The following is a 22,835-nucleotide window of genomic DNA, read 5'->3' on the forward strand; positions in this document are numbered from 1 at the left end:
GACGTTTTTTTTGCGCCGCGTCCCTATTTCCACCGGCCCTGCAGAATCAGCAGGCGCCGCACGTTGTCTACTTCAATTTCGTTGGGGCTTTACTTCTGTAAAACTGGCATTTCCTCTTCTGCAGGGCCTTGCTGCAATACTGGGGCTTCGGGCACATTGCGGGGCACCCCCAATAAGCCAAACAGGAAGGTGAAGGCTACCACCAGCCAGATTGAGGCCCAAACATCACTCAGGTAGTGGGCTCCCAGCACCATACGGCCCAAGCCAATGAGCATGGGCAGCACCAGCAACGGCTTCTGCCAGCGCGGGAAGGCAACGGCCAGGGGCCAGAACAAGCTGAAATAAATGGCGGTGTGCGTCGAGGGAAAGGAGTCGTTGTGCGGCCCGGACTGCCACAGACCCGTGCCCGCGTAGCCCGCATCAAACAGGACCTCGGGCCGGAGGCGGTGCACCACCCCTTTTAGCACCTTGGCCGTCACCATACTGAACTCGTGCGTTAGCAGCAAGATGAGAAACAGTGTAGCCTGCGGCCGCCGGAGCACGTAGCGGCCCACCACAAAGGCGGCACCCAGCAGCAAGAAAACAATTGGGATGCCCACGAAGTGGGTCATCAGCACATCATGAACGGCATCGGCCGCGGAAGTCAGCTCGCCAAAAAACGGAGCCAGCCAGCCGAAATTAGCCCGAATGAACAGCGCCAGCGGCTGGTCGAGGAACAGTATGCAGAGCCCGCAGGCCGGCACGGTTACGGCCGTGAACAGGAGAAGCTGGCGTAAGGTCATTCAGGTGATACGGGTGCTCAAATTAGCCCATGGCCGAGTTCAAGGCAACAATTGCGCCTTTGTACTCCTCACGACCGACAATGAATTGAATATTGACTTTGCGCAACGCAAACCCCGCGCTCCGGATATTGATTCCCGCCTCGGCCAGGGCCCCGGCGGCACGGGCCAGCAGGCCGGGCTCGTCGATGTTGGAGCCGATGAGGCAGACCAGGGCCGCGTTTTCAATGGTCACCATCTCGTACTTGGCTTCGAGCGCCGCCACTAGTCCGGGCTGCAGGTCCTTTTCCCAGATGAGCAGCGTGATACTGTTGGCACTGGTAGCTTTAAAAATGTAGCTGACGTTGGAGTCGAAGAAGGTCTGCATCAGCTGCAGGTCGAAGCCGGCCGTGCCCACCATCAGCGGGTCGTGTATGTCGATGAGCACCACAATGTCGGTGCCGGTGATGACTTCGATGTGCTTGCGCCGCGACACGAAGTCGCGGGTGATGAGCGTGCCGGGGTGCTCGGGCTCGAAGGTGTTCTTGATGCGCAGGTTGATGGCGTTGATTTCGAGCGGCTTCGAGGCTTTGGGGTGAATGGCCTCCATGCCCACGTCGGCGAGCTGGTCGGCCACGTCGTAGTTGGTGAAGCCTACGGGCCGGCAATTATCCAGTCCCACTAGGTTGGGGTCGGCCGAGCAGAGATGATATTCTTTGTGAATGATGGCCTCCTGGGGCCGCACGGCCACGGCAATCTTGCTGAAAGTGACCTCAGAATAGCCGCGGTCGAACTCGCGCATGATGCCTTCTGTGCCCTTGGTGTAGCCCGTGGCGATGCAGATGGTGTTGGCAAAATCGATGCCGGCGAAGGTTTGCTTGATGCGTTCGTCTATGGTCAGGGCCTGGGCATCGTCGAAGCCACTAAGGTCGACGAGGGTGGCATTCACGCCCCTGTTTTGCAGGATGTTGACCGAGTTGAACGCCGAATGCGACTCCCCTATCGATGCCAGAATTTCGCGGGCCGCTTGCAGGATGTTGGCACTGTTGACGTAACCCGAGGCCAACACGTTGGTGAGGCTTTCAAGGTAGGTCTGGGCCTGGTTGATGCGCTGCTGAATGAAGGCATCGGCCACGGTCAGGTCCAGGCCCAGGGGTTCGTAGGCTTTGTTTAGCTCCTGCAGCTTGGCCGCCACTTCCTGCAGCGCCTGCCGAAACTCCTGGTGCTGGGTGATGCGGTGGTAAACGCCGGGGGCGCCGGTTTTCTTATTCTCCAGCAGCCAGTTGGTGACGTTGGCGTAGGCCGAGACGACGAAAATGCGGTTGTATAACTCCTCGCCTTTCCGGTTATGGAAGATGATGTTGTCGAGGACGTCGGCGAAGGCGGTCATGGAGGTGCCGCCGATTTTTTCTACTGTAAGCACGGTGTGGGTGGGCGCCTCACCCCCGGCCCCTCTCCGAAAATGAAAGGGAGAGCCACGGTGGCGCGGACGCGCAAAATCAAATGGACAAAAAAATGTAGGTCGTTCAAGCAAAAAGCTCAAACGACCTGCAAGGTAAAATCCGAAACGATGAATGACGCTATTTATTAACGCCGCAGTAGTTGCCCTCTCAACCAGAGAAGGAGGCCAGGGCCATGCCCGGTTGGGGTCAGCCCCCGTTACTGCACCTTTTCCTTCCCGTAGGAAATCATATTTGTAATCAACCGAAAGGCGCCGGGGACGCCGGCCGGCAGCTCCCGAAACAGCGACAGACCCGTGTAGATATAATGCCCCTTGCCGTAGTCCGCTACCAGAATGGCGCTTTCCTTGGGTTTCTCGCCGGGGTCTGCGCTGCTGATAACGGTTTGGTACTTGGGGTCCCAGGAGCTAGGGTAATAGAGGCCCTGCTCCTGTACCCAGCCTTTGAAATCCTGCTCGGTGATTTTGTTGGGAAAGTTGAGCAGCGGGTGCTGGGGCTTGAGGAAAGTGACGGGAGCGTCTTCCACGGTCACCCGGTCGTTGCTCAGCTTCATGGGGTACGGGCCGATTTCGGGCAGCACGGTGCCGCGGGCCACCACGTATTGCACGATGACATTACCACCCTGCTCAATGTATTTGAGGATTTCGGGCTGCTGGGCTTTGAGACGGTCCACGGTGTTGTAGGCGCGGATGCCAACCACGAGGGCATCGTAGGGCTTGAGGCGGGCGGCGGTGAGGTCGTGCGGGTCGATGATGGTGACGTTGTAGCCGATTTGGCGGAGGGCATCGGGCACTTCGTCGCCGGCGCCCATGAGGTAGGCCACGTTTTGCCCGCGCCGCTTGAGGTCGACTTTCACCAGCGGGGCCACGGCCTCGGGAAAGAGAAACTGCGTGGGGATGTGCGGGTACACAATGGGCTGGATGCCGCGCGAATATTTCTGGCCTTCTACCGTGGCGGTGGCGCGCAGCTCGGAGTGGCCGGAAGCGGCACTAGCGCTGGGCTGCACCTGGAAGTCCACGGTCAGCTCCTGGTCTTTATTGGCGAGGGTGAAGGGGACGGTGGCGGGCTCGCTCTTCCAGCCGGCGGGCAGGGCCAGGGCCAGGTTGCCGCTCACCCCGGCACGCCCGGCGCGGAGGGTGACGGGCACAGTCTTGGGCTTGTTATCGGCGAAGACGTAGGACCGGGCGGGCGGCAGGTTCACCATCACGGGCGGCACCACGGCTAGGGGTTGGTATAGCTCGCCGAGGACGGGGTCGGTGTGCTTGTACTGGACGGGAACGGAAATAGTAAAATAATTATTCTGAACTTTAAGACTAACATACAATTGTGCGACTGGCGCATTTTCGGGTGCGCCTCTCCGCCCCTGCTCATTAACCTGGTACATTCCTACCGTACCCGAAGAAGTAAGCCAATATGGTTGAGAATTAGTACTGTTCGCAAAAACGGCTGGGATTCTTATTTTAAATGTTGACATATTATTTTTCTTCAGCACACTATTAATTGTCGTATCAACTACCATGTTGTCCCAACCATTTATCGTATCCTCAACCATTTTGTCCACACCGTTCCAGTCCTTATCCCTTCCAATTGTTACGAGTTCAATCGGGGTGTCCGCTCTAGTAATAATTGCAAGTGAAGCCTGAATAGGGAGCTTTTCTGTCACTAACGCATTGGAGGTGATAGCCTCGACGTATATACCTAAACAGCCTGTAATTAAATTTAATACTTCAGTTATTTTTTGGTCAGCCCAAAAGTTCTTTAATGAAGTATTATCCAGACGTTCATTGGCAGGTGCATTACGCAGCGCCATTCGCTTTAACTGGTCCTGCACCTTCAGCAGCCCCGCTACGCTGGCACTTGGGTTGCTCGGGTCATACTTCCGAATCACTTCCTGAACCAACTTACCCACGGCCGCGCCGCCGGGCACACGGTTCCAGGTCTGGTCCACGCCTTCGAACAGGTCTTTGGTGGCCTTCTCCCCTTTCAGTTGCTGGAAATACTCCAGCGCCTCGCCGCGCTGGGCCGCTGAGCCGAAGCCCTGGCTGCGGTGATTGGAGCGGCTGCGAGCCGCGATTTCGCCGTAGCTCTGGCCCAGCAGCGGGTTGTAGCCGCCGACGTCGAGCTTGAGGTAGCCGGCCATGTCTTCGCCGGGCTTCACGAAGAAGCTGCCGGAGTTCCAGAACAGGCGCTTGGGCTGCCAGGCTTGCACGTATTTCAACTGCTCGGGGAAGCGCTTGGGGTCGCCGGCGGCGTCGAAGGCTTCGATGGCGAGCAGGGCGCTGGCGGTGTGGTGGCCGTGGCCGGCGCGGGCATCGGGCGGGAAACGCGTGATGCAGACGTCAGGGCGGCGCTGGCGAATCACCCAGACCATGTCGGCCAGCACCTGCTCCTTGTCCCATATTTTAAAGGTTTCTTCGGCAGTTTTAGAAAAGCCGAAGTCGTTGGCGCGGGTGAAGAATTGCTGGCCGCCGTCGAGGCGCCGGGCCGCGAGTAGCTCCTGCGTGCGGATGACGCCGAGGCCCTCGCGCAGCTCGGGGCCGATGAGGTTCTGACCGCCATCGCCGCGGGTGCAGCTCAGGTAGCCGGTTTCGAGCAGGCGCTCATTGGCCATATAGGCAATGAGGCGGGTATTTTCGTCGTCGGGGTGGGCGGCAATGTAAAGCACCGAGCCAAGGACGTTTAGCTTCTTCAGCCCCAGCAGGATTTCGGAGGAAGAGTAGGTTTTGGGGGTCTGGGCCCTCGATTCGGTGATGAAGGCAGAGTTGAGGACAACGAATGCCGCGAGAAAGCGGGCAGCGGAGCAGAAGTAGAAACGCATGAGCGAAGAAACAGGATTCGGGCCGCGAAGTTACCGCAAGCGGAGCGGCTACCCGGTTGGACCACCATAGGCGGTCCAACCGGTTGAAGTAAGAACAGCAGGCGCTTTGGGAGTCCGCACTATATTTCGTCGGATACCTACCTCACGTCCTCCGGTCGGACCGCCTAGGCGGTCCGACCGGAGGACGCCGCGCAACATCCCATCGAGCAGACACGTCTTTAGCCCGACCAGAACCCGTAGGCGCGTATACTGGTTAGTTCATGTTCAAGCCGCTTGATGCGGCGTTTTCCTATTCTATGACGCCAATCCTTTCCCGCGTATCCCTGCCAGTGCTACTGGTTGCTACGCTGCTATCCTCTTGTGCCCGCCGGCCTCAGGCCACTACCGCAGCGGCAACTACCACCGTCAGCACGCCAGCCCCGGAGGTTATTACAGAACCTGAGTCTAAACCGACCCCGGCTCCTACCCCAGCCATTGGCGATTTAAGTTCTTCCCAATGGTATTTGAAAGACCCCCGGCTCGATAAAGTGCCCGGCGTGGGCGCCACCCGCACCTACGAGGAACTTTTGAAAGACCGAACCCCTGCCCCGGTGATTGTGGCAGTGATTGACTCGGGCATCGATACCGCCCACGTCGACTTGAAGGCCATTCTTTGGACCAATACCAAGGAAATTCCGGGCAACGGCATCGACGACGACAAGAACGGCTACATCGACGACGTGCACGGCTGGAACTTTCTGGGCGGCCCTGACGGCCGCAACATCAACGCCGAAACCCTGGAAATGACGCGCATTGTGGCCGCGGGCCGCAAGCGTTTCAAAGGCAAAACCGCCGCCACGGTAAAGCCCACCGAAAAGGCGGATTATGCGCTGTATGTGAAGGCCGAGAAAGCCTACAAAACCCGCCTGGCTGAGGAAACCGAGCGCGCCCAGCAGGTTGAAAGCATGGCCGGCCCGCTCACCATGATGGTCGGCAGCATGAAGCAGGCCCTTGGCGTGACCACCTTGGACACCACGGCCCTGCGCAACGCCAAAACCGACGACCCCAACCTGCAGCGCGCCGTGGCCGGCATGCTCGACATGATGCGCCAGACGGGCTCCAGCGATGCCGATGACTTGCTGAAACAACTGAACGAGGGCGTGAAGCAAGAGCGCAGCATGCTGGACAACTCGCTCAACCTGAGCTTCAACCCCCGCGCCGACATTGTGAAGGACAACCCCAACGACCTGACCGAGCGCTACTACGGCAACAACGACATTCACGGCCCCGACCCCATGCACGGCACCCACGTGTCGGGCATCATTGCGGCCGTGCGCGACAACAACCTCGGCGTAATGGGCATTGCGCCCAACCCGGTGCGCATCATGACGGTGCGGGCCGTGCCCGATGGCGACGAGCGCGACAAGGACGTGGCCAACGCCATCCGCTACGCCGTGGACAATGGCGCACAGATTATTAATATGAGTTTTGGCAAGGAGTTTTCGCCGCAGCGCCAAGCGGTGGAAGCCGCCTTTAAGTACGCGGCCAGCAAAAACGTGCTGCTGGTGCACGCTGCCGGCAACGAAAATGCCAACCTCGACCTCACCAACAACTACCCGGCTTCGTTCTACATCAACAAAGCTCCTGTACCGAACCTGCTTACGGTGGGTGCTTCCGGTCCGCGCCTCAGCGCCCAGTTGCCAGCCAACTTCTCAAACTACAGCAAGAAGGCGGTGGACGTATTCGCCCCCGGCGTAGCCATTTTCAACACGCTGCCCGGCAGCACTTTTGGCAACGAAAGCGGCACTAGCATGGCCTCGCCCGTAACGGCCGGGGTAGCCGCGGTACTCAAGTCGTATTTCCCCAAGCTGAGCGCAGCCGATTTGAAGCGCATCATCATGCAGTCGGCCCAGGTGCACCGCACCCAAGTGCAGGTGCCCGGCACCGACAAGCAGGCCGATTTCTCAACCCTGTCGGTGACGGGAGGCATTGTTGATATGTACGAGGCCGTGAAGCTGGCGCAGAAGTCGACGCTGTAAGGGCGGAACCTCACCCCCGGCCCCTCTCCCGCGGAGAGGGGAGCCACGGCACAAGCAAAAGAGAATAGCTTATCAAACAGAAAGTCCCACTGCAATGAGCAGTGGGACTTTCTGTTCCAGCTGATTTCGTCAGGCTCCCCTCTCCGCGGGAGAGGGGCCGGGGGTGAGGTTTCCCGAGGCCGCGCCGCCAACCTACCCTGGCACCCCTTTTTAATTCCCTTACAATACCCCCTTCTCTTCCTTGCGAAAGTGGTTCAGTACCAGCTTGTCCATCAGCCCCGGCATCAGTTTATTCATGAACACGGTGAACTTGCCCTGGCCGGTGAGCACGAGGGAGCGCCGGCGCTGCTGCACGGCCTTCAGTATTTCGGCAGCTACGGCTTCGCTGCTCATCATGGCGCCTTCGTCGCGCGGCGACTCGCCCTGCGCAGAACCATCGGCGGCCAGGGCCACCTGGCGGATGCTGGAGGAAGTAAAGCCGGGTGCAGCAGTGAGCACGTGCACGCCCTGGTCAAGCAGTTCGGTGCGCAGAGCTTCAAGAAAGCCATTCATGGCAAACTTGGAAGCCGAGTAGCCGGTGCGGCCCGGCAGACCTCGGAACCCAGCTATGCTGCTGATGCCCACAATGCTGCCCTTGCTGGCCAGCAGGTGCGGCAGGGCAAACTTGGTGGTGAAAACCGTACCGAAGAAGTTGGTCTGCATGAGCCGCTTGATAACGTCGAGCTCGGCGTCCTGAAAGCGGGCCCGCATGGATATGCCGGCGTTGTTTATCAGCACGTTGAGACCACCAAAGCGTGCCACGGTTTCCTGAATGGCACGCTCGGCGGCAGCTTCGTCGCCCACATCGGCTTGCACGGCTAGCTGGACAATGCCCGCGGCGGCCAGCGCCTGGGCGGTGTCGGTCAGCTTGGCTTCGTCGCGGCCGGTGAAGGCCACCTGGTAGCCCGCACGGCCAAATGCCAGCGCGCACGCCCGGCCGATACCGGAAGTGCCACCGGTGATGAGAACAATTGGTGATGGCATAGCCTTGAAAAAAATGCAGGTCCAAAAATGCTACCGGAAAGCAGCAGGGAAAGAGGGACGGCAAACTTACGGCCGGGCGCTACGATTTTGAGTGGAGCTTCAAGAGAACCCGAACGTCTCCATTCCACAAAAGCCCGGCCAAACAAGGAAAATAGAAATTGTCTTATTCAGATCTAAACAACGAAGAAAAGGATGATTAAAAGTCATTAACGGCTGATTCTGACGGCAGCGTCCTATTTTTCTGCTTACATTTATCCACTGAATTATACCCTTCTCCTTTTGAATATAGTATGACCCCACTCTTACGTTCTTGGTCCCGCTTTGCGCCGGGAATGGTGGCTATTCTGATGACGCTGGGTGCAGTACAGCAGGCAGCTGCCCAGGCCACTTCTACCTGCCCAATAGCAGCAACGTGCACGCCGGGCCGGGCCAGCAGCACGCAGGCGGCGGCCTTCAACATGGGTATCCTCAATGTAACGCTGGGCAACAACCTCATCAATAAAACCTCGGTAGGCCAGAGCGAAGGCTACCAGGACAACAGCTGCACCAACAACGCCGCCCTGGTAGTGGGCCAGAGCTACGCCATCAGTGTGCGCACCAATGCCAACACGCCGGAGAACGTGCGGGTGTGGATAGACTACAACAACGACGGCGCCTTCACCGGAAACAACGAGCTGGTTTTCAGCTCCGATAACCTAATTCAGCACACCGGCACCATTACACCGCCCGCCGCTGCTACCCTCGGCGCCCAACTGCGCATGCGCGTGGCCGCCGACTTCGCCAATGGCGTGGTTCCCACGCCCTGCTCGACGCCCCAATACTCGCAGGACGAGGACTATAGCGTAACTCTTTCAGCCAACGGCAGCCCGCCCACGGCAGCCTTTACTACCAGCGCCACCACCACCTGCACGGGCTGCGTGCAGTTCACCGATGCCAGCCAGAACCTGCCCACGGCCTGGCTCTGGACTTTCGGCGACGGCGCCACCAGCACTGCGCAAAACCCCAACCACTGCTACACCACGGCCGGTACGTACGCCGTTACGCTGCGCGCTACCAACTCGGCGGGCACTAACACCAGTGCGGCCACCAGCATTGTGTACAACACTGCTGTGCCCGTGGCGGCCAGCTGCACACCCCAGACGGTCAATTACTTTGCTAACTACGGCATTATTCGTTTCGAGCTCAACAGCATCAACAACCCCTCGGCGGATGGCCGGGCCGGCTACCAGGACTTCACCTGTCCCCAGCGCACCGAGCTGATTTCCGGCGTTAACTATCCGATGAACATCAACACAGGGGGCACCAATCCGCACGACATCCGGGTGTACCTGGATAAAAACAACGACGGCACCCTGGCCGCCGACGAACTGGTTTACCAGGGCTCGAACGTGGCCAGCCCTGGCACCACCGCCAACCTGAACCTGCCCACCGGCACCGTGCTCAATCAGCCTCTGCGGCTGCGGGTAATCGCTGACGCTGTTGGCAACAACCCCGGTCCCTGCTCCAACCCCGTGAGCGGCCAGGCCGAGGACTACACGGTGGTGGCGCGGCCCAACACCTTGCCTCCCAACATCAACTTCACCAGCAACTACGTGGCTGGCGGCTGCGTGAACCCCGTACAGTTCACCGACCTCACCACCAACCTGCCCACCTCCTGGCTGTGGGACTTTGGTGATGGCAGCACCAGCACGCTGCAAAATCCCTCGCACCAATACACCGCTTCGGGCACCTACAACGTGAGCCTGTCGGCCACGAACACCAATGGCACCGCCAGCATAACCCGCCTCAACGCCGTGGTTATCTCCATTCCCTGTCTGAGTTATTGCCACTCGAATGGCACAGGTGGGGTTGGGCCCGGCGGCGTACTGCAGGCCAGTCCTTTCTGGATGTCGGCCGTGCGGGTTTCCAATGCCCTGCCGGCCTACAACAACGTGACCGGCAATGCAACTGGTGGCTACGCCAGCTATACGACCCAGCCCATCATCGTCCCCGCAGGTGGCCAGGTCAACCTCACGGTGGTAACCAACCTGGCCATCGTACACCGCACGTCGGTGTGGGTCGACTGGAATACAAACGGCATATTTGATGCGTGGGAGCTGGTGGCCGATGGCCTGACGACCAACGGCCCTAACTCGGCCATGTTCACAGCCAACTTTGTTTCGCCTCCCCGGGCCACCACCCTCAATACCCGCATGCGGGTAACAAGCGTGGCAAGCAGCAATTTTATTTCGCCCTGCGCCATCAACCTGCTCAATGCAGAGGTGGAAGACTACCTGCTGCGCGTGCAGCCTCTGGCCACCCGCGAGGCCCTGGCTTTGCCGTCCCTCAGCCTCTTCCCCAACCCCACCCGCGACGGCCGCCTCAACCTGCGCTTGGCCGACGCCAAAGCCACCGGCCTCTATACTGCTGAGATACAGAACCTGCTTGGGGCTACCGTGCTGCGCACTGCCTTGCGCCTGGCTCCCGCCGCCGATGCCGAACTCGACCTGAGTTCCCTGGCCCCTGGCGTGTATGTGCTGCGCCTGCGCGATGCCCAGGGGCAGTCGGTCGTGCGCCGCGTGGTACGCGAATAGCTACTACTTCCAAGGTGCGGAGTTAACTAAAAACCAAGTGTCGACTCCGCACCTTGGAAGCTTTTGTATCAACTTACTTCTGTCCAAACTCACCCTTTAGGGACTCAAGAAAAAGCAGGCTCACCCCCTCGGGCCGCTTATTGCCTCTCTGCGCTGATTGCTTAAAAACTACCCCCTCTTTCTATATTTTATGTCAACACTCCTACTCCGGCGTTTTTTTGGGTCGATTATTCTCTTGGCACTGCTTGTGCTGGGGGTGCGCCCGGCGCAGGCTACTCACTTGCTGGGAGGCGAGATGAGCTACCGCTACCTCGATGCCAACGGCCCCGCGGGAAACCCATTTCGTTACGAAATCACGGTTACCATCTACAGCAACGGCTTATACACGGTTAGCAATCCGAATGGCATTGCCGCGTATCCCAACTTTGCTCAGGTTGAGATTTATAACCAAACCACAGGCACCCGCATTGGCACTTACACGGCCCAGCGGCAAGGGGTGGCAAACCCACAACCCGTGCTTCCGCCGGTGCCGGCGGGCTGCGCCGTGGTAGGGCCCAACCAGCCCTTCTACCTGTTGAAATACGTGCAGACGGTTAACCTGCCCGTGTCGTTCGATGGCTACTACGCTGTGTACTCGGTGCAGGCGCGCAACAACACGATTACCAACATCAGCAACCCGGGCAATACCCCTCTCACTCTTTTCGTGAGCATGGCCCCGCCGTTGATTTCCAACAGCTCGCCCGTGTTCTCTGACACCGCCGTGGCCATTGTGTGCCAAAACGATACCACCATCACGCTCAATAATGCGTTTGATGCCGACGGGGACCGACTGGTGTATTCCTTCGGCAGCCCATATGGCCAGCGCACCAACGTCAACTCCTTTCCGCCGTTGCCCCCGCCGGTTACCTACAACCAAGGCTACAGCGTTATCAATCCGTTCGGAGGGGGCGCCGGCAACTTTGCTACCATCAATGCGAGTACCGGCGTGGCCCGGTACGGCGCCACCGCCAATGGCCTGTACGTAGTAGCCGTCGACGTGTCGGAGTACCGCAACATCAACGGCCGGGAAGTCCTGATTGGCACCACCCGCCGCGACTTACAGCTGGTGGTATCGACCTGCCCGCCCACGCCGCCTCCCCTGCTGCCGCCGGCTGTGGTCACGCCCCGCAGCTACACCATTGAGGAAGGCCAGTCGCTGAGCATTCCCATCACCGCCACGCAGGCCAGCAACAACCCCCTGGTGATGACCGTGAACAGCGCCTTGCTCGACGGCGCCGGGCCGTTCAACACCACTTTTAACGGGAGCACCGGCACCGTCTCGCCCGGCAACCTCACGGGTACGGCCACGGCCACGGGCACGGGCACCGTCACGGGCACGTTTGTGTTCAACTCGGCCTGCGGCAATGCCCGCGCTACCCCCTACGACTTGGGCGTGACCGTGAAAGACAACGGTTGCGGCGGCCGCATGGCTTCCGACATCTTCCGCATTACCGTTACGCGGGCGGTGGGGCCCAATGCCATCAACGGGCCAGCCACGGTGTGCGACCCTGTCACCTCGCGCACTTACACCGCCAGCGGCCCCGTGCCAGCTTCGTATAACTGGCGCGTTGTGGGCGGCACCATCACCGGGGGCCAGGGCACAAGTGCCGTGCAAGTAACCTGGGCCAGCGCCAACACCACCGGCACCCTGGTGCTGAAAGGCATCTCCTCACGTGGGTGCCCCACCGACTCTGTGGTTAAAACCGTGGACATCCGACCCCTGCCCGCCCTCACCGTCACGGCCAGTTCCCCTACCATCTGCCTCGGCGGGTCTTCTACGCTCAGCGTGGCGGGCATAGCGGGCCTCACCTATGTCTGGAGCGGGGGCGGACAAACCTCCACCAGCACCACGCTCATGGTTACGCCCACCACCACCACCACTTACACCGTAGTGGGAACCGACGGCACCTGCAACATCTCAAACAGCGTAACGGTGACCGTTACGCCACCGCCCACAGCCAACCCCGGCCCCAACCGCACCATCTGCCCCGGGGTGCCTACCCCGCTAGGCGCGCCGGCCCAAACCGGCTATACCTACACCTGGAGCCCCGCCACTGGCTTGAGCAACCCCAACGTGGCCAACTCCACCCTGACGCTGCCCAACGCCACCGGCGCGCCTATCGTCGTGGTGTACACCCTCACCGTTTCGGCAGGCGCCAACTGCAGCAGCACCCAAACAGTGAGCCTGACCGTGAGCCCTGCCCCTGTTGCTAACGCAGGCCCGGCCCTCACCACCTGCCAGGGCGTGGCTTCGACCCCGCTGGGCACCCCAGCCCTGGCGGGCTATACCTATAGCTGGAGCCCGGCCGCTGGCCTGAGCAACCCCACTGCCGCGCAGCCCACCGTGACGCTGCCAAACGCCACGAACGCTCCCATCACGGCCACTTACACCCTAACGGCCACCAACGCCGACGGCTGCACCGCTACCTCCGCCGTGGTAGTAACTGTGAGCCCTGCTCCCGTGGTGACGCCGGGCCCAGCCATCAGCTTCTGCTCGGCCACCACATCGGCTCCGCTGGGCGGCATTCCGGTGGCCGGCAGCACTTACAGCTGGAGCCCCACCACCGGCCTTAGCAACCCGAACATTCTTAACCCCACGGTGACGGGCACCAACACAACCGGTGCTCCTGTCGTCAGAACCTACACCCTGACCACGACCAGCGCCGATGGCTGCATGGCTACCGGCACCGTCAGTGTAACCATCAACCCCGCCGCTGTGGCCGATACGGGCCCAGCCAAACAGACCTGCCCCAACGTGGGCGTGGCAATTGGCGGCACGGCCGTAGCAGGCACCACCTACGCCTGGGCACCGGCCACCGGCCTCAGCAGCACCTCGGTCCTGAACCCGACCGTGACCTTGCCCAACACCGGCACCACCAGCCTGACCCAGGTATACACCCTCACCGCCACCACTGCCAACGGCTGCATGAGTTCCAGCACCGTGGCTGTAACGGTCAACCCCGCTCCCACTGTTAATGCTGGTCCCGATGTGGCCGTGTGCGACCGCAGGCAGGTAACGCTGGGAACCCCGGCCCTGGCCGGCTACACCTACAGTTGGAGCCCCGCCGCGGGCCTGAGCAGCGCCACTGCTGCTCAGCCCGTTTTCACTGGAACGAACACCACTGCCAACCCGCTCCTCGTCACCCTGACCCTGACGGCCACTTCGGCCGCCGGATGCGTGAGCACTGATGCCGTGGTGGTAACCGTGAATCCTCGTCCGGCGCCTGAGGCCATCACGGGTCCTATTTCGGTGTGCCCCACCGTCACGGGCATTGCCTACTCAGTGCCCACGCCAACCGCCACCGCCTATACCTGGCTGGTCACTGGCGGCACCATTGCCAGCGGCCAGGGCACTCCCGCCATCACCGTGAACTGGAGAGCAGCTTCCAACAATGCTTCGGTTAAGGTATTCCACCTCAATGCCCAAGGCTGCTCTTCCGATACTACTACGCTGCTCGTCATCATCAACCAGCGCCTGCAAACCGTGCGGCCCACCGGCCCCGGCGATATTACCGCTGTGGCACCGCTGCCGCAGTCCGTCTGCCAGTCCGATGGTCCCTACACCTACCGCAGCGGCATTTTCACCAATGGCTCCAGCTACGCTTGGGAAATCATTGGGGGTACGCAGGTGAGCACGGCTCAAAACACCGTGACCGTGAACTGGGCCCCCGTAACGGTGCCCACCATCGTCAAAATAGTAGTAACCGAAACCAGCAACCCAGCCGGCGGCATCTGCCGTGGCATATCCGACACGCTGAAGGTCCTGATTAACCCCTCGCCGCAGGCGCGGGCCATTGCCGGCCCCACCAACGTGTGCCAGACCAGTAGCCCCGTCACGTTCTCGCTGCCCGGCGGCCTGGCCGGCGCTATCTACGTGTTCCAACTGACTGGCGCCACTTCAAATAACATCCCGCTCACGGGCACCGGCAGCACACGCACCCTGGCCACCATTCCGGCGCCCGGCACCTATATGCTCACGGTGCGCGAAACTTCGGCCACCGGCTGCACAGGTCCGGCCATCACCATGCCCTTCACGGTGAGCCCCACACCAGTCGCGCCTACCATTTCGGGTTCGGGCTTTGTGTGCAATACGGCCACTCGGCAGTCTTACGCCATTGCCAACCCCACCGTGGGCGCTACTTACCAATGGACGGTAGTGGGCGGCACCATCACAGCTGGCGGCAGCGCCAGTCAGGTTACGGTTCAGTTCAACCCGACTGGCCCTTACAGCGTGAGTGCCTCTGAAATAAGTGCCAGTCCGGCTTTATGCCCCGGTCCGTTAGCCACCCGCACCATCTTGTTCGATAGCCCCGACATCGCGCTGACTCTGGGCTCGGTAGACATAGACACAGACAGTGATAACCGCATTGTCCTCAGGATGCGGGTCTCAAACAGCACGAACACTCCCAACCTGGTACAAATCATGCGGAGAGTGGCCGGCACTGGTGCCTTTGCCGTGGTGGGCCAGGCGCCCGCTTCGGCCACTACCTATACCGATAGCAACGGCGTGAACGCCGACGCCAACACCTACGAGTACCGCCTTGACCTTACTAACGGCTGCGGCACCCGCATATCGAGCACCGTGGTGCAAACGGTGCGCCTCGTAGCCACCGCCGTACCCGGCACCGGCGGCCGTGACCAAGGCAGTATCACGCTCACCTGGAACGCCTACGTGGGCGCCCAGGTATCAGAGTATATAATCGCACGCCGCGCCGATGCCGCACAGGCAATTGAGGTTCGCCGCGTACCAGGCAACACCCTGCAGGCCACCATCTCCAACACCGACGCCGATGCCACGGCCACCGGGTTTGGCTTTGAACAGAATTTCCGGGTGATTGCCTTTATAAATGGCACCCCGCTGAATATGAATTCATTCTCTAACGAAGCCAGTGTGCGTTTTGAAGGCTTGACCAAGACCTACAATATCATCACCCCGAACGGCGACCGTCAGAACGATGTGCTCGTGATTGACAACATCCAGCTCCATCCCGGTAACACATTCACCGTGTTCAACCGTTGGGGCCGCGAAATTTACAGCACCACCAACTACCAGAACAACTGGGGTGGCGATGACAAGACCCCGGCCGGCTCTTACTTCTACCTGCTGAAACTTTCCAACGGCACCAACCTCAAAAACTGGTTCGAGATTGTGAAGTAGGGCCACGAATCCGTGCGAATTTTTCGAATTACACGGATTTTGTAAACGCTTATACCAAGACTATATCAAGCGTTTAAAATAAAAAGGCCACTCGCATGAGTGGCCTTTTTATTTTTACATGGCGACCAAGGAAACTGCGCCAACTACAAAATCCGTGCAATCCGCTAAAACCGCACGAATCCGTGGTTCAGACAGTAGTTTTGTAGTTCTATGAGCAGAGCAAAAAATATTCCCGCCGAGTTACTCCGCAACGTTAAGATTCAGGACATGGTGGCCGAGGGCAAATGCCTCGTTCGCGTCGAAAACCTCGTGATTTTTGTGTCGCAGGTGGCCCCCGGCGATGTGGTCGACCTCCGCGTCACCAAGGCCAAAAAGAGCTTTCTGGAAGCCGTTCCTGTCAAGTTTCACTCTTATTCGGAGGAGCGCACCACGCCGTTTTGCCAGCACTTTGGCACCTGCGGCGGCTGCAAGTGGCAACACCTCACCTACGACGCCCAACTGCGCTACAAGCAACAGCAGGTAATTGACCAGCTTACCCGCATCGGCAAAGTGGCTTTGCCTGAGATTCCCTTTATTCTGCCCTCGCCCCAGCGCACCTACTACCGCAACAAGCTCGAATACACCTTCAGCGACAACGGCTGGCTCACCACCGAGCAGATAAACGACGACACCACGCAGTACAACCGCGAGGTGCTGGGCTTCCATACGCCCGCCCGCTTCGATAAGATTATCGACGTGCAGCACTGCCACCTGCAGGCCGAACCCAGCAACGAAATCCGCTTGTTCGTGCGCGACTACGCCCACGAGCATAAGCTGCCCTTCAACAACCTCGTGCGCCAAACCGGCCTGCTGCGCAATCTCATCATCCGCACGGCCCAAAGCACCGGCGAAATCATGGTGATTTTGCAGTGCTACCACGCCGATGAAGCCATCGAAACCCTGCTCGATGCCCTCATTGCGAAGTTCCCCGGCATCACCTCGCTCAACTACGTGCTCAACAATAAGGGCAACGAAACCTTCCACGACCTGGACGTCGTCACCTACCACGGCAAGCCTTACATTGAGGAAGAGATGGAAGGCCTGCGCTTCCGCATCGGCCCCAAGTCCTTCTACCAAACCAATTCCGAGGGCGCCCACCAGCTCTACAAAGTGGCCCGCGAGTTCGCCGAGCTCACCGGCAATGAACTGGTGTATGACCTCTATACCGGCGCCGGCACCATCGCCAGCTTCGTGTCGGGCCAGGCCCGCAAAGTCATCGGCGTGGAGTATGTGGAGCAAGCCGTGGCCGATGCCCACGTAAACGCCGAAATCAACAACATCACCAACACCGAGTTCTTCGCCGGCGACATGAAGGACGTGCTCACCGCCGAGTTCACCGCCCGCCACGGCCGCCCCGACATCCTCATTACCGACCCGCCCCGGGCAGGAATGCACCCCGATGTAGTGGCCCGCCTGCTGGAGCTGCGCGCCCCCCGCATCGTGTACATCAGCTGCAACCCCGCCACCCAGGCCCGGGATTTAGAACTGTTGGATGCCGCTTATAAAGTGACGCGCGTGCAGCCGGTGGATATGTTCCCGCATACACACCATGTGGAGAATGTGGTGGCGTTGGAGTTGAAATAGTTTTGGCAGTGTTTTATGTCTGCCAAAGCACCTGTTTTCTGGAAGCTCATTTCCGGAATGTCTTTCGCATTACTTCTAAGCTTTGGTACATTATATCGTAACCAAAAGTCAAAAAGCGACTTTTTACATCTGACGAGCAGACTCACTAGTGTCTCTGATGAACTAGAGATACAAGGTCATTTTAATCCCAATAACGAGCCAATACGTTACTTAAAAATCGAGGATTATCCTAAGTACTTCAAACTACTAATTGGCGAAGACTTGGACGGTTCAAAACCTATTTCCAACGAATTGACGAACTTAAAACCGGTGATATAATCACTGTTTAATACGACGAAAATTCATTGAGCAATGATGCAGACGTTTCTCGCTTAGCTTATTTCATTGATAAGAATGGCAAGCCCTATTTTATTCGGGGAAAACAAAACACTATGGGTTATTACTTGATTGGCATTTGCTTATCCGTAATTGCTATTTCATACTTCTTGAAGAAAACAGGCAGAATATCATAACCCAAAATGGACTACTTCAACGACCCCGAACTCAACGGCAAATACCTTGGCACCATCACCAAGGATTTCGTCGTCGTGTGCGATACCCTGCTCGAAGCCTCTTCCCAAATCCGCAAGGGCGACTTCAGCAAATACCCCATCTTCGTTTTTGCCAAGCAGGAAGTACCCCTGGGCGGCCTGCTGGTGAATGCCGATGAGCTGAACCTGGAGTGGCACGTTTTCGCCAGCTACCTCGAATTGTTTGTGCAGCAAGGCATTATCAGCGAAAAAGGCGTCGAGGGATTCCAGGCTACCTACAAAGACGCCGACGAGTTCTGCTGCCTATTTGTGCTCGATGAGGAATTTACGAAGTTCGTCTTCGTGCCCTATCCCGAAGATTAATCGAACGTTGTAGAGAAACCACACTTGGCGTCTCGGCATCCGCGCCGTTTGGCAAACGCATCGTTACCATTCGGGCATCGTTCAACGTCGAGACGCCAAGTGTGGCGTCTCGACAGCTGCCGAAATCACTACACTTATGTTCATGCGCTCCGGTTCTTTGCTCCTGATACCCGCCGTGCTCCTAATTGGCGCGCAGTGCTCCTCAACGCCCAATACCGAAGCTCCACCAGCGCAAGCCGCCCCACTCCCATCCGAGTTCGGCAGCTACTGGTTTCAAGGCAAAGCCGAGCTCACCAGCTACGACCTGACCCAGGCCCGCTACGGCGAGCTGCACAAGGGCGAGGCCGTGCTGGTGTTCGTGACCGAAGACTTCTCCCGCAAAAAGCAGGTAAAGCTGGATAACCCCACCGCTAATCCGACCGACCGCCTGCCCGTGCTTAAGCTGAATTTCAACAAGAAATTCAACACCGGCGTCTACCCCTACTCCATCGTCACGTCCACGTTCACGCCGCTAGACCTGGCCAAGGACCCGCACACCCCCAAGGTGAGCCTGTCGGTGCAGGAATGGTGCGGCCACGTCTTCACCCAACTCAACCTCAACCCCAAAGGCTACAACGTTTCGCAGAAATCTTACTTTGAGAGCGAAGGCGACGACGAAACCAAGCTGGAAACCACCCTGCTCGAAGACGAACTTTGGAATCGTATTCGCCTGAATCCTGCCGGCCTTCCCACCGGCAATATCAAGTTGGTGCCCGGCACTGCATTTGCCCGCTTGCAGCACTTACCCCTGCGTCCCGAGGCGGCCACGGCCAGCCTGCGCACGGCCGTTCCCGGCCAGCAAGCCTCCGGTGATGCTCCTTCCCAGGCATACACCATTGCCTACGCTGGCCCCAAGCAGCACACCCTCAGCATCTACTTCGAGCAAGCCTTCCCGCACCGCATTTTGGGCTGGGAAGAAACTTACCTCGATGGCCCCGGCACGGCTCAGCCGCGCCTGCTCACTACCCGCGCCACACGGCGCCGCAGCATCATGCTCGACTACTGGCGCACGCACAACAACGCCGATGCGTCCTGGCGCGACTCACTGGGCTTAGCACGGTAGCAACAACCCAGACTGATAATAACCTGGCTTGGGCTGCATATATAAACAAAACGTCCTGCCGAGCTTGGCAGGACGTTTTGTTTATATATGTAGTGGCGTTACTGATTCAGCACTTCTACCGGCGCTGTACTGGCAGGTCTTCCAGCTGCGCGTAGCTGAGTTTCCAATTCTTATCGTCGCCTTTTTTCCAGAGGAAAATGTAATTGCCTTCGCCAAAGCCACGCGGCTCGCCCGGGGCGGCGGGCAGCACATCGACGGCAAAAGTGCCGGCTTCGTAAGCCATATTAGCGTCGGTCGACGAGCTCACCACGCTGGTCTTTAAATTGCCGATGGTGGGGAGCGTTTCATTCACCCATTTCTGCGACACTTCGCCTTTGCCCTTCCAATGGGCACTGCCCTGCACGAAACTGATGTCGTCGGCCAGATAGCCATTGATTTTTCCGGAGTCCTTGCTGTTCCAGGCGCCGATAAACTCTTGGTTCAGGCTTTGGATATTGACTGCTTCATCCGCTTTTGAACAGGAAGTAAGCGTTGCGGCTAGGAGCAAACTATACAGGAGGGCTTTCATAAAAAGTGAAAGAGGAGTTGGTTGAGAAAAAGTAAATGTAGGTGCCATTACCCCCGCATAAGAAGGGGCTAAAATGGCTAAACCCCGAGCTTGTTCGCTCAGGGTTTAGAATTTCATCAAATTGAGCAATTACCAGCTCTTACGACGGTACTCCGAAGTAGCGTAAGGGTGCGAAGGGTCGCCGTAGGCATGGTTGGGCAGGTAGGTCGAGTTCGACACCATGGGCACGGCATTGCTCTGCTCGTTGAGAGCCAAGCCGCTTGCTGCAGGAGCAGCAGCCAGGCTATTGTAAGAGGCATTGGTCGGCTGCTTACGGTTGGCAGCGGCATTGTTACGAGCAATGGCGGCGCGGTTGGCGGCAGCACGGTTAGCAGCGGCTTGGTTGGCAGCAGCAATGCGAGCGCGCTCCTTGCGCTTGTTATCAGTGTTCTTGCCAATAGCGTAGCCTACGCCGCCACCCACAACACCACCTACCACGCCACCCACGGGGCGGTTGCGCTTGTGGATAATGGCACCGGCAGCCGCTCCGCCCAAGCCACCGATTACGGCACCTTTGGCTTGCGGGCTCCAGCCCTTTCTGTCCTGGGCCTGGGCCGAAGAGGAGCTAAATATGGTGCTGAGCAGCACAATCAGGCCGAAGAAATATGCGAGCTTATTCATGACTGAGAAATATAAGTTGAGAGGAACTTTCCAGGTATGACAGCGAAAATACAATTAGTGTGCCATACTTAGGTATTCCCTTTTGGCCCTCCTAACGGCAGCTTCTCATGAAGGGTTACCCTTCTCGAGGAGTCAGGCTAAAAGCTCGTCCAACCCTGTGCCTGAAGCGGCACAGCCTGACCAGCTTTGGTCACCAGATTGGCGCCATCGTCTTTGGCTGTAAGGTGGCCAATGATGGTGATATCAGGGTGATTTTTCAGCTTTTCGTGGTCCGTAACGGGCACCGTAAACAGCAGCTCGTAGTCTTCGCCGCCATTCAAAGCGCAGGTGATGGGGTCGAGGTTAAACTCGGCGGCCGCCTCCAGGGTGGGGTTGGCCAAGGGCAGGAATTCGGTGAAGACCCGAGCGCCCGTGCCGCTGGCCGTGCACAGGTGCAACACTTCCGAGGCCAGCCCGTCGGAAATGTCAATCATGCTGCTGGGCTGAATGCCCCGCTCCCGCAGCTCGTGGATGATGTCGAGCCGGGCCTCGGGGCGCAGCTGCCGTTGCACCACGTACTCGTAGTTAGCCAGCTCGGGCTGCGTTTCGGGGTCGGCCAGGAAGGCTTGTTTTTCGCGCTCCAGCACCTGCAAGCCCAGAAAAGCGCCGCCAAGGTCGCCGCTCACGCACAGCAAATCGGTGGGCTTGCCGCCGCTGCGGCGCACGGCCTCGCCGGCAGGTGCCTCGCCCAGCACGGTTATGGCCAGGGTGAGGCCGCCGCGGCTGGCGGTCATGTCGCCGCCGACCAGGTCCACGTTATAGGCTTCGCAAGCCAGGCGCATGCCGGCGTACAGCTCTTCGATGGCTTCCACCGTGAAGCGCGCACCGGCCGATACGCCCACCACCAGCTGCGTAGGCAGGGCATTCATGGCGGCCACATCCGACACGTTCACTGCCACGGCCTTGTAGCCCAAGTGCCGCAACGGGCTAAAGGCCAGGTCGAAGTGAATGCCTTCAACCAGCAAGTCGGTACTCATCACCAGCTCTTTGCCGGGCGTAGGGGCTATAATGGCTGCATCGTCGCCAATGCCCAGCACCGTGCTGGGCTGGCGCACACTGATTCCTTCTTGCAGACGGCGAATAAGAGCAAATTCGCCAATGGCGTTGAGGGGCGTGAGTTCAGACATCTTTTTCAGGAGAGAGTTAGTAGTTAGTCGTCGTCGGGCTATTGGGCGGGGCACAAAGCCTGCTATGCCCAGCGAAGCCGAAGCAGTAGCGGCATTTAAGCCCCGTAGCTGCACTTGTGTAAGCGCAAAAGTACACCTATAAACAAAGGAGGGAATTGCTTCCCTCCTTTTCCACTGGCACTGGTTGAGCTTATGGCGTCACCTGCTCTTCATAAAGCCAGATTGCTTTCTAATCTTAGTTAACTGATATTCAACCCACACGAATCAGCTGAAAGCCTTGCTAATAGCAACTTTAACTTGCTAACGCTCGTTAGTAAGCATACCTTTGCTTTGAATTATGCCTACTGCTGCTCCCATTCGTTCGCGCAAAGCTCAGATTGACCGCACTGCTACGGCCCTCTTCCGGGCGCGCGGCTTTGCGGCCACCAGCATGCGCGAGCTGGCCACCGAGCTGGGCTTGGAAGCGGGCAGCTTGTACTCGCATATTAAGTCGAAAGAGGAAATCCTGCACCGCGTTTGCTTTGGCTTAGCGGAGGATTTTTTTGCTGGTTTTGCTGCCGCCACGCTGGATACTGCTGCGGCGATTGCCACGCAGCTTCGGCTGGCCATTGAGGCCCACGTGCGGGTGCTAACCCGCGACAGCGCGGCATCGGCCGTGTTTTTGCACGAGTGGCGGCACCTGAGTGAGCCCGCTCGCACCGAGTTCCTGGCCTTGCGCGACCGCTACGAAGCCTCCTTCCGGGAACTGATTCAGCGTGGCATCAACGCCGGGGAGCTACACGCGCCCGATGCGGCTTTTGCGGCTCTCACGCTGCTGGCCAGCCTCAATTGGCTGCCGGCCTGGTACCGCCCCGACGGAAAACTGTCGCCCGATGAAATAGCCCACCGCCTAGCCGAACAGCTGCTAGGCGGCTTACTAACAAATAAATAAGTATTGCGAGCAGCCATAGCAGCTCTTCTCTTCAGCCTTCAACTT

14 protein-coding genes are annotated in these 22,835 nt (G+C 59.0%); 7 read left to right on the plus strand and 7 right to left on the minus strand.

Features of this window, described 5'->3' with window-relative positions; translation table 11 throughout:
* Window positions 1-89 precede the first annotated feature (89 nt).
* From ACP7AJ_RS17975 to ACP7AJ_RS17985, 3 genes are all read right to left on the minus strand, one after another.
* Complete coding sequence (locus ACP7AJ_RS17975) at window positions 90-782, minus strand: phosphatase PAP2 family protein (RefSeq protein ID WP_426061581.1); 693 nt, start codon at window positions 780-782, stop codon at window positions 90-92.
* Between the two features lie 22 nt (window positions 783-804).
* Entirely contained in the window at window positions 805-2,181 is a 1,377-nt protein-coding gene (locus tag ACP7AJ_RS17980; protein ID WP_426061582.1) for an aspartate kinase, read from the minus strand.
* Between the two features lie 236 nt (window positions 2,182-2,417).
* On the minus strand, window positions 2,418-5,036 hold the full coding sequence (locus ACP7AJ_RS17985; protein WP_426061583.1) for a PIG-L family deacetylase: 2,619 nt from the start codon (window positions 5,034-5,036) through the stop codon (window positions 2,418-2,420).
* 296 nt (window positions 5,037-5,332) lie between these two features.
* Between ACP7AJ_RS17985 and ACP7AJ_RS17990 the strand changes: the two genes are divergently transcribed.
* The gene (locus tag ACP7AJ_RS17990) at window positions 5,333-7,054 is read left to right on the plus strand and encodes a S8 family peptidase (RefSeq protein ID WP_426061584.1); all 1,722 of its coding nucleotides are present in this window, start codon (window positions 5,333-5,335) and stop codon (window positions 7,052-7,054) included.
* A gap of 219 nt (window positions 7,055-7,273) precedes the next feature.
* On the opposite strand, the gene ACP7AJ_RS17995 is transcribed toward ACP7AJ_RS17990, so the two are convergent.
* A complete protein-coding gene (locus ACP7AJ_RS17995) occupies window positions 7,274-8,077 on the minus strand; it encodes an SDR family oxidoreductase (RefSeq protein ID WP_426061585.1) in 804 nt (267 codons plus the stop codon).
* A 290-nt stretch (window positions 8,078-8,367) separates the two neighbouring features.
* On the opposite strand from ACP7AJ_RS17995, the gene ACP7AJ_RS18000 reads away from it, so the two are divergent.
* From ACP7AJ_RS18000 to ACP7AJ_RS18020, 5 genes are all read left to right on the plus strand, one after another.
* On the plus strand, window positions 8,368-10,650 hold the full coding sequence (locus tag ACP7AJ_RS18000; RefSeq protein ID WP_426061586.1) for a GEVED domain-containing protein: 2,283 nt from the start codon (window positions 8,368-8,370) through the stop codon (window positions 10,648-10,650).
* Window positions 10,651-10,840: 190 nt separating this feature from the next.
* The gene (locus tag ACP7AJ_RS18005) at window positions 10,841-15,847 is read left to right on the plus strand and encodes a gliding motility-associated C-terminal domain-containing protein (protein ID WP_426061587.1); all 5,007 of its coding nucleotides are present in this window, start codon (window positions 10,841-10,843) and stop codon (window positions 15,845-15,847) included.
* A 210-nt stretch (window positions 15,848-16,057) separates the two neighbouring features.
* Window positions 16,058-17,470 carry a 23S rRNA (uracil(1939)-C(5))-methyltransferase RlmD gene (gene rlmD, locus ACP7AJ_RS18010; protein WP_426061588.1) on the plus strand — a complete coding sequence of 471 codons (1,413 nt, stop codon included), beginning with the start codon at window positions 16,058-16,060 and terminating at the stop codon, window positions 17,468-17,470.
* 518 nt (window positions 17,471-17,988) lie between these two features.
* Window positions 17,989-18,363: a hypothetical protein gene (locus tag ACP7AJ_RS18015; protein WP_426061589.1), complete on the plus strand. Its 375-nt coding sequence runs from the start codon at window positions 17,989-17,991 to the stop codon at window positions 18,361-18,363.
* Window positions 18,364-18,505: 142 nt separating this feature from the next.
* Window positions 18,506-19,465, plus strand: a complete 960-nt coding sequence (locus tag ACP7AJ_RS18020; RefSeq protein ID WP_426061590.1) for a hypothetical protein — start codon at window positions 18,506-18,508, stop codon at window positions 19,463-19,465.
* A 115-nt stretch (window positions 19,466-19,580) separates the two neighbouring features.
* Here ACP7AJ_RS18020 and ACP7AJ_RS18025 read toward each other — a convergent pair whose 3' ends face one another.
* The 3 genes from ACP7AJ_RS18025 to thiL form a co-directional block, all read right to left on the minus strand.
* On the minus strand, window positions 19,581-20,033 hold the full coding sequence (locus ACP7AJ_RS18025) for a YybH family protein (RefSeq protein WP_426061591.1): 453 nt from the start codon (window positions 20,031-20,033) through the stop codon (window positions 19,581-19,583).
* 129 nt (window positions 20,034-20,162) lie between these two features.
* Window positions 20,163-20,693: a YMGG-like glycine zipper-containing protein gene (locus ACP7AJ_RS18030; protein ID WP_426061592.1), complete on the minus strand. Its 531-nt coding sequence runs from the start codon at window positions 20,691-20,693 to the stop codon at window positions 20,163-20,165.
* A 137-nt stretch (window positions 20,694-20,830) separates the two neighbouring features.
* Window positions 20,831-21,859 (minus strand): thiamine-phosphate kinase, encoded by a 1,029-nt coding sequence (gene thiL, locus ACP7AJ_RS18035; protein WP_426061593.1) that lies wholly within the window; start codon window positions 21,857-21,859, stop codon window positions 20,831-20,833.
* Window positions 21,860-22,196: 337 nt separating this feature from the next.
* Here thiL and ACP7AJ_RS18040 point away from each other — a divergent pair, with 337 nt between their 5' ends.
* Window positions 22,197-22,790, plus strand: coding sequence for a TetR/AcrR family transcriptional regulator (locus ACP7AJ_RS18040; RefSeq protein WP_426061594.1), 594 nt, complete (start codon window positions 22,197-22,199; stop codon window positions 22,788-22,790).
* Window positions 22,791-22,835: the final 45 nt, after the last annotated feature.

Origin of the sequence: Hymenobacter sp. B1770 (assembly GCF_049896385.1) — a bacterium.
Taxonomy (GTDB): domain Bacteria; phylum Bacteroidota; class Bacteroidia; order Cytophagales; family Hymenobacteraceae; genus Hymenobacter.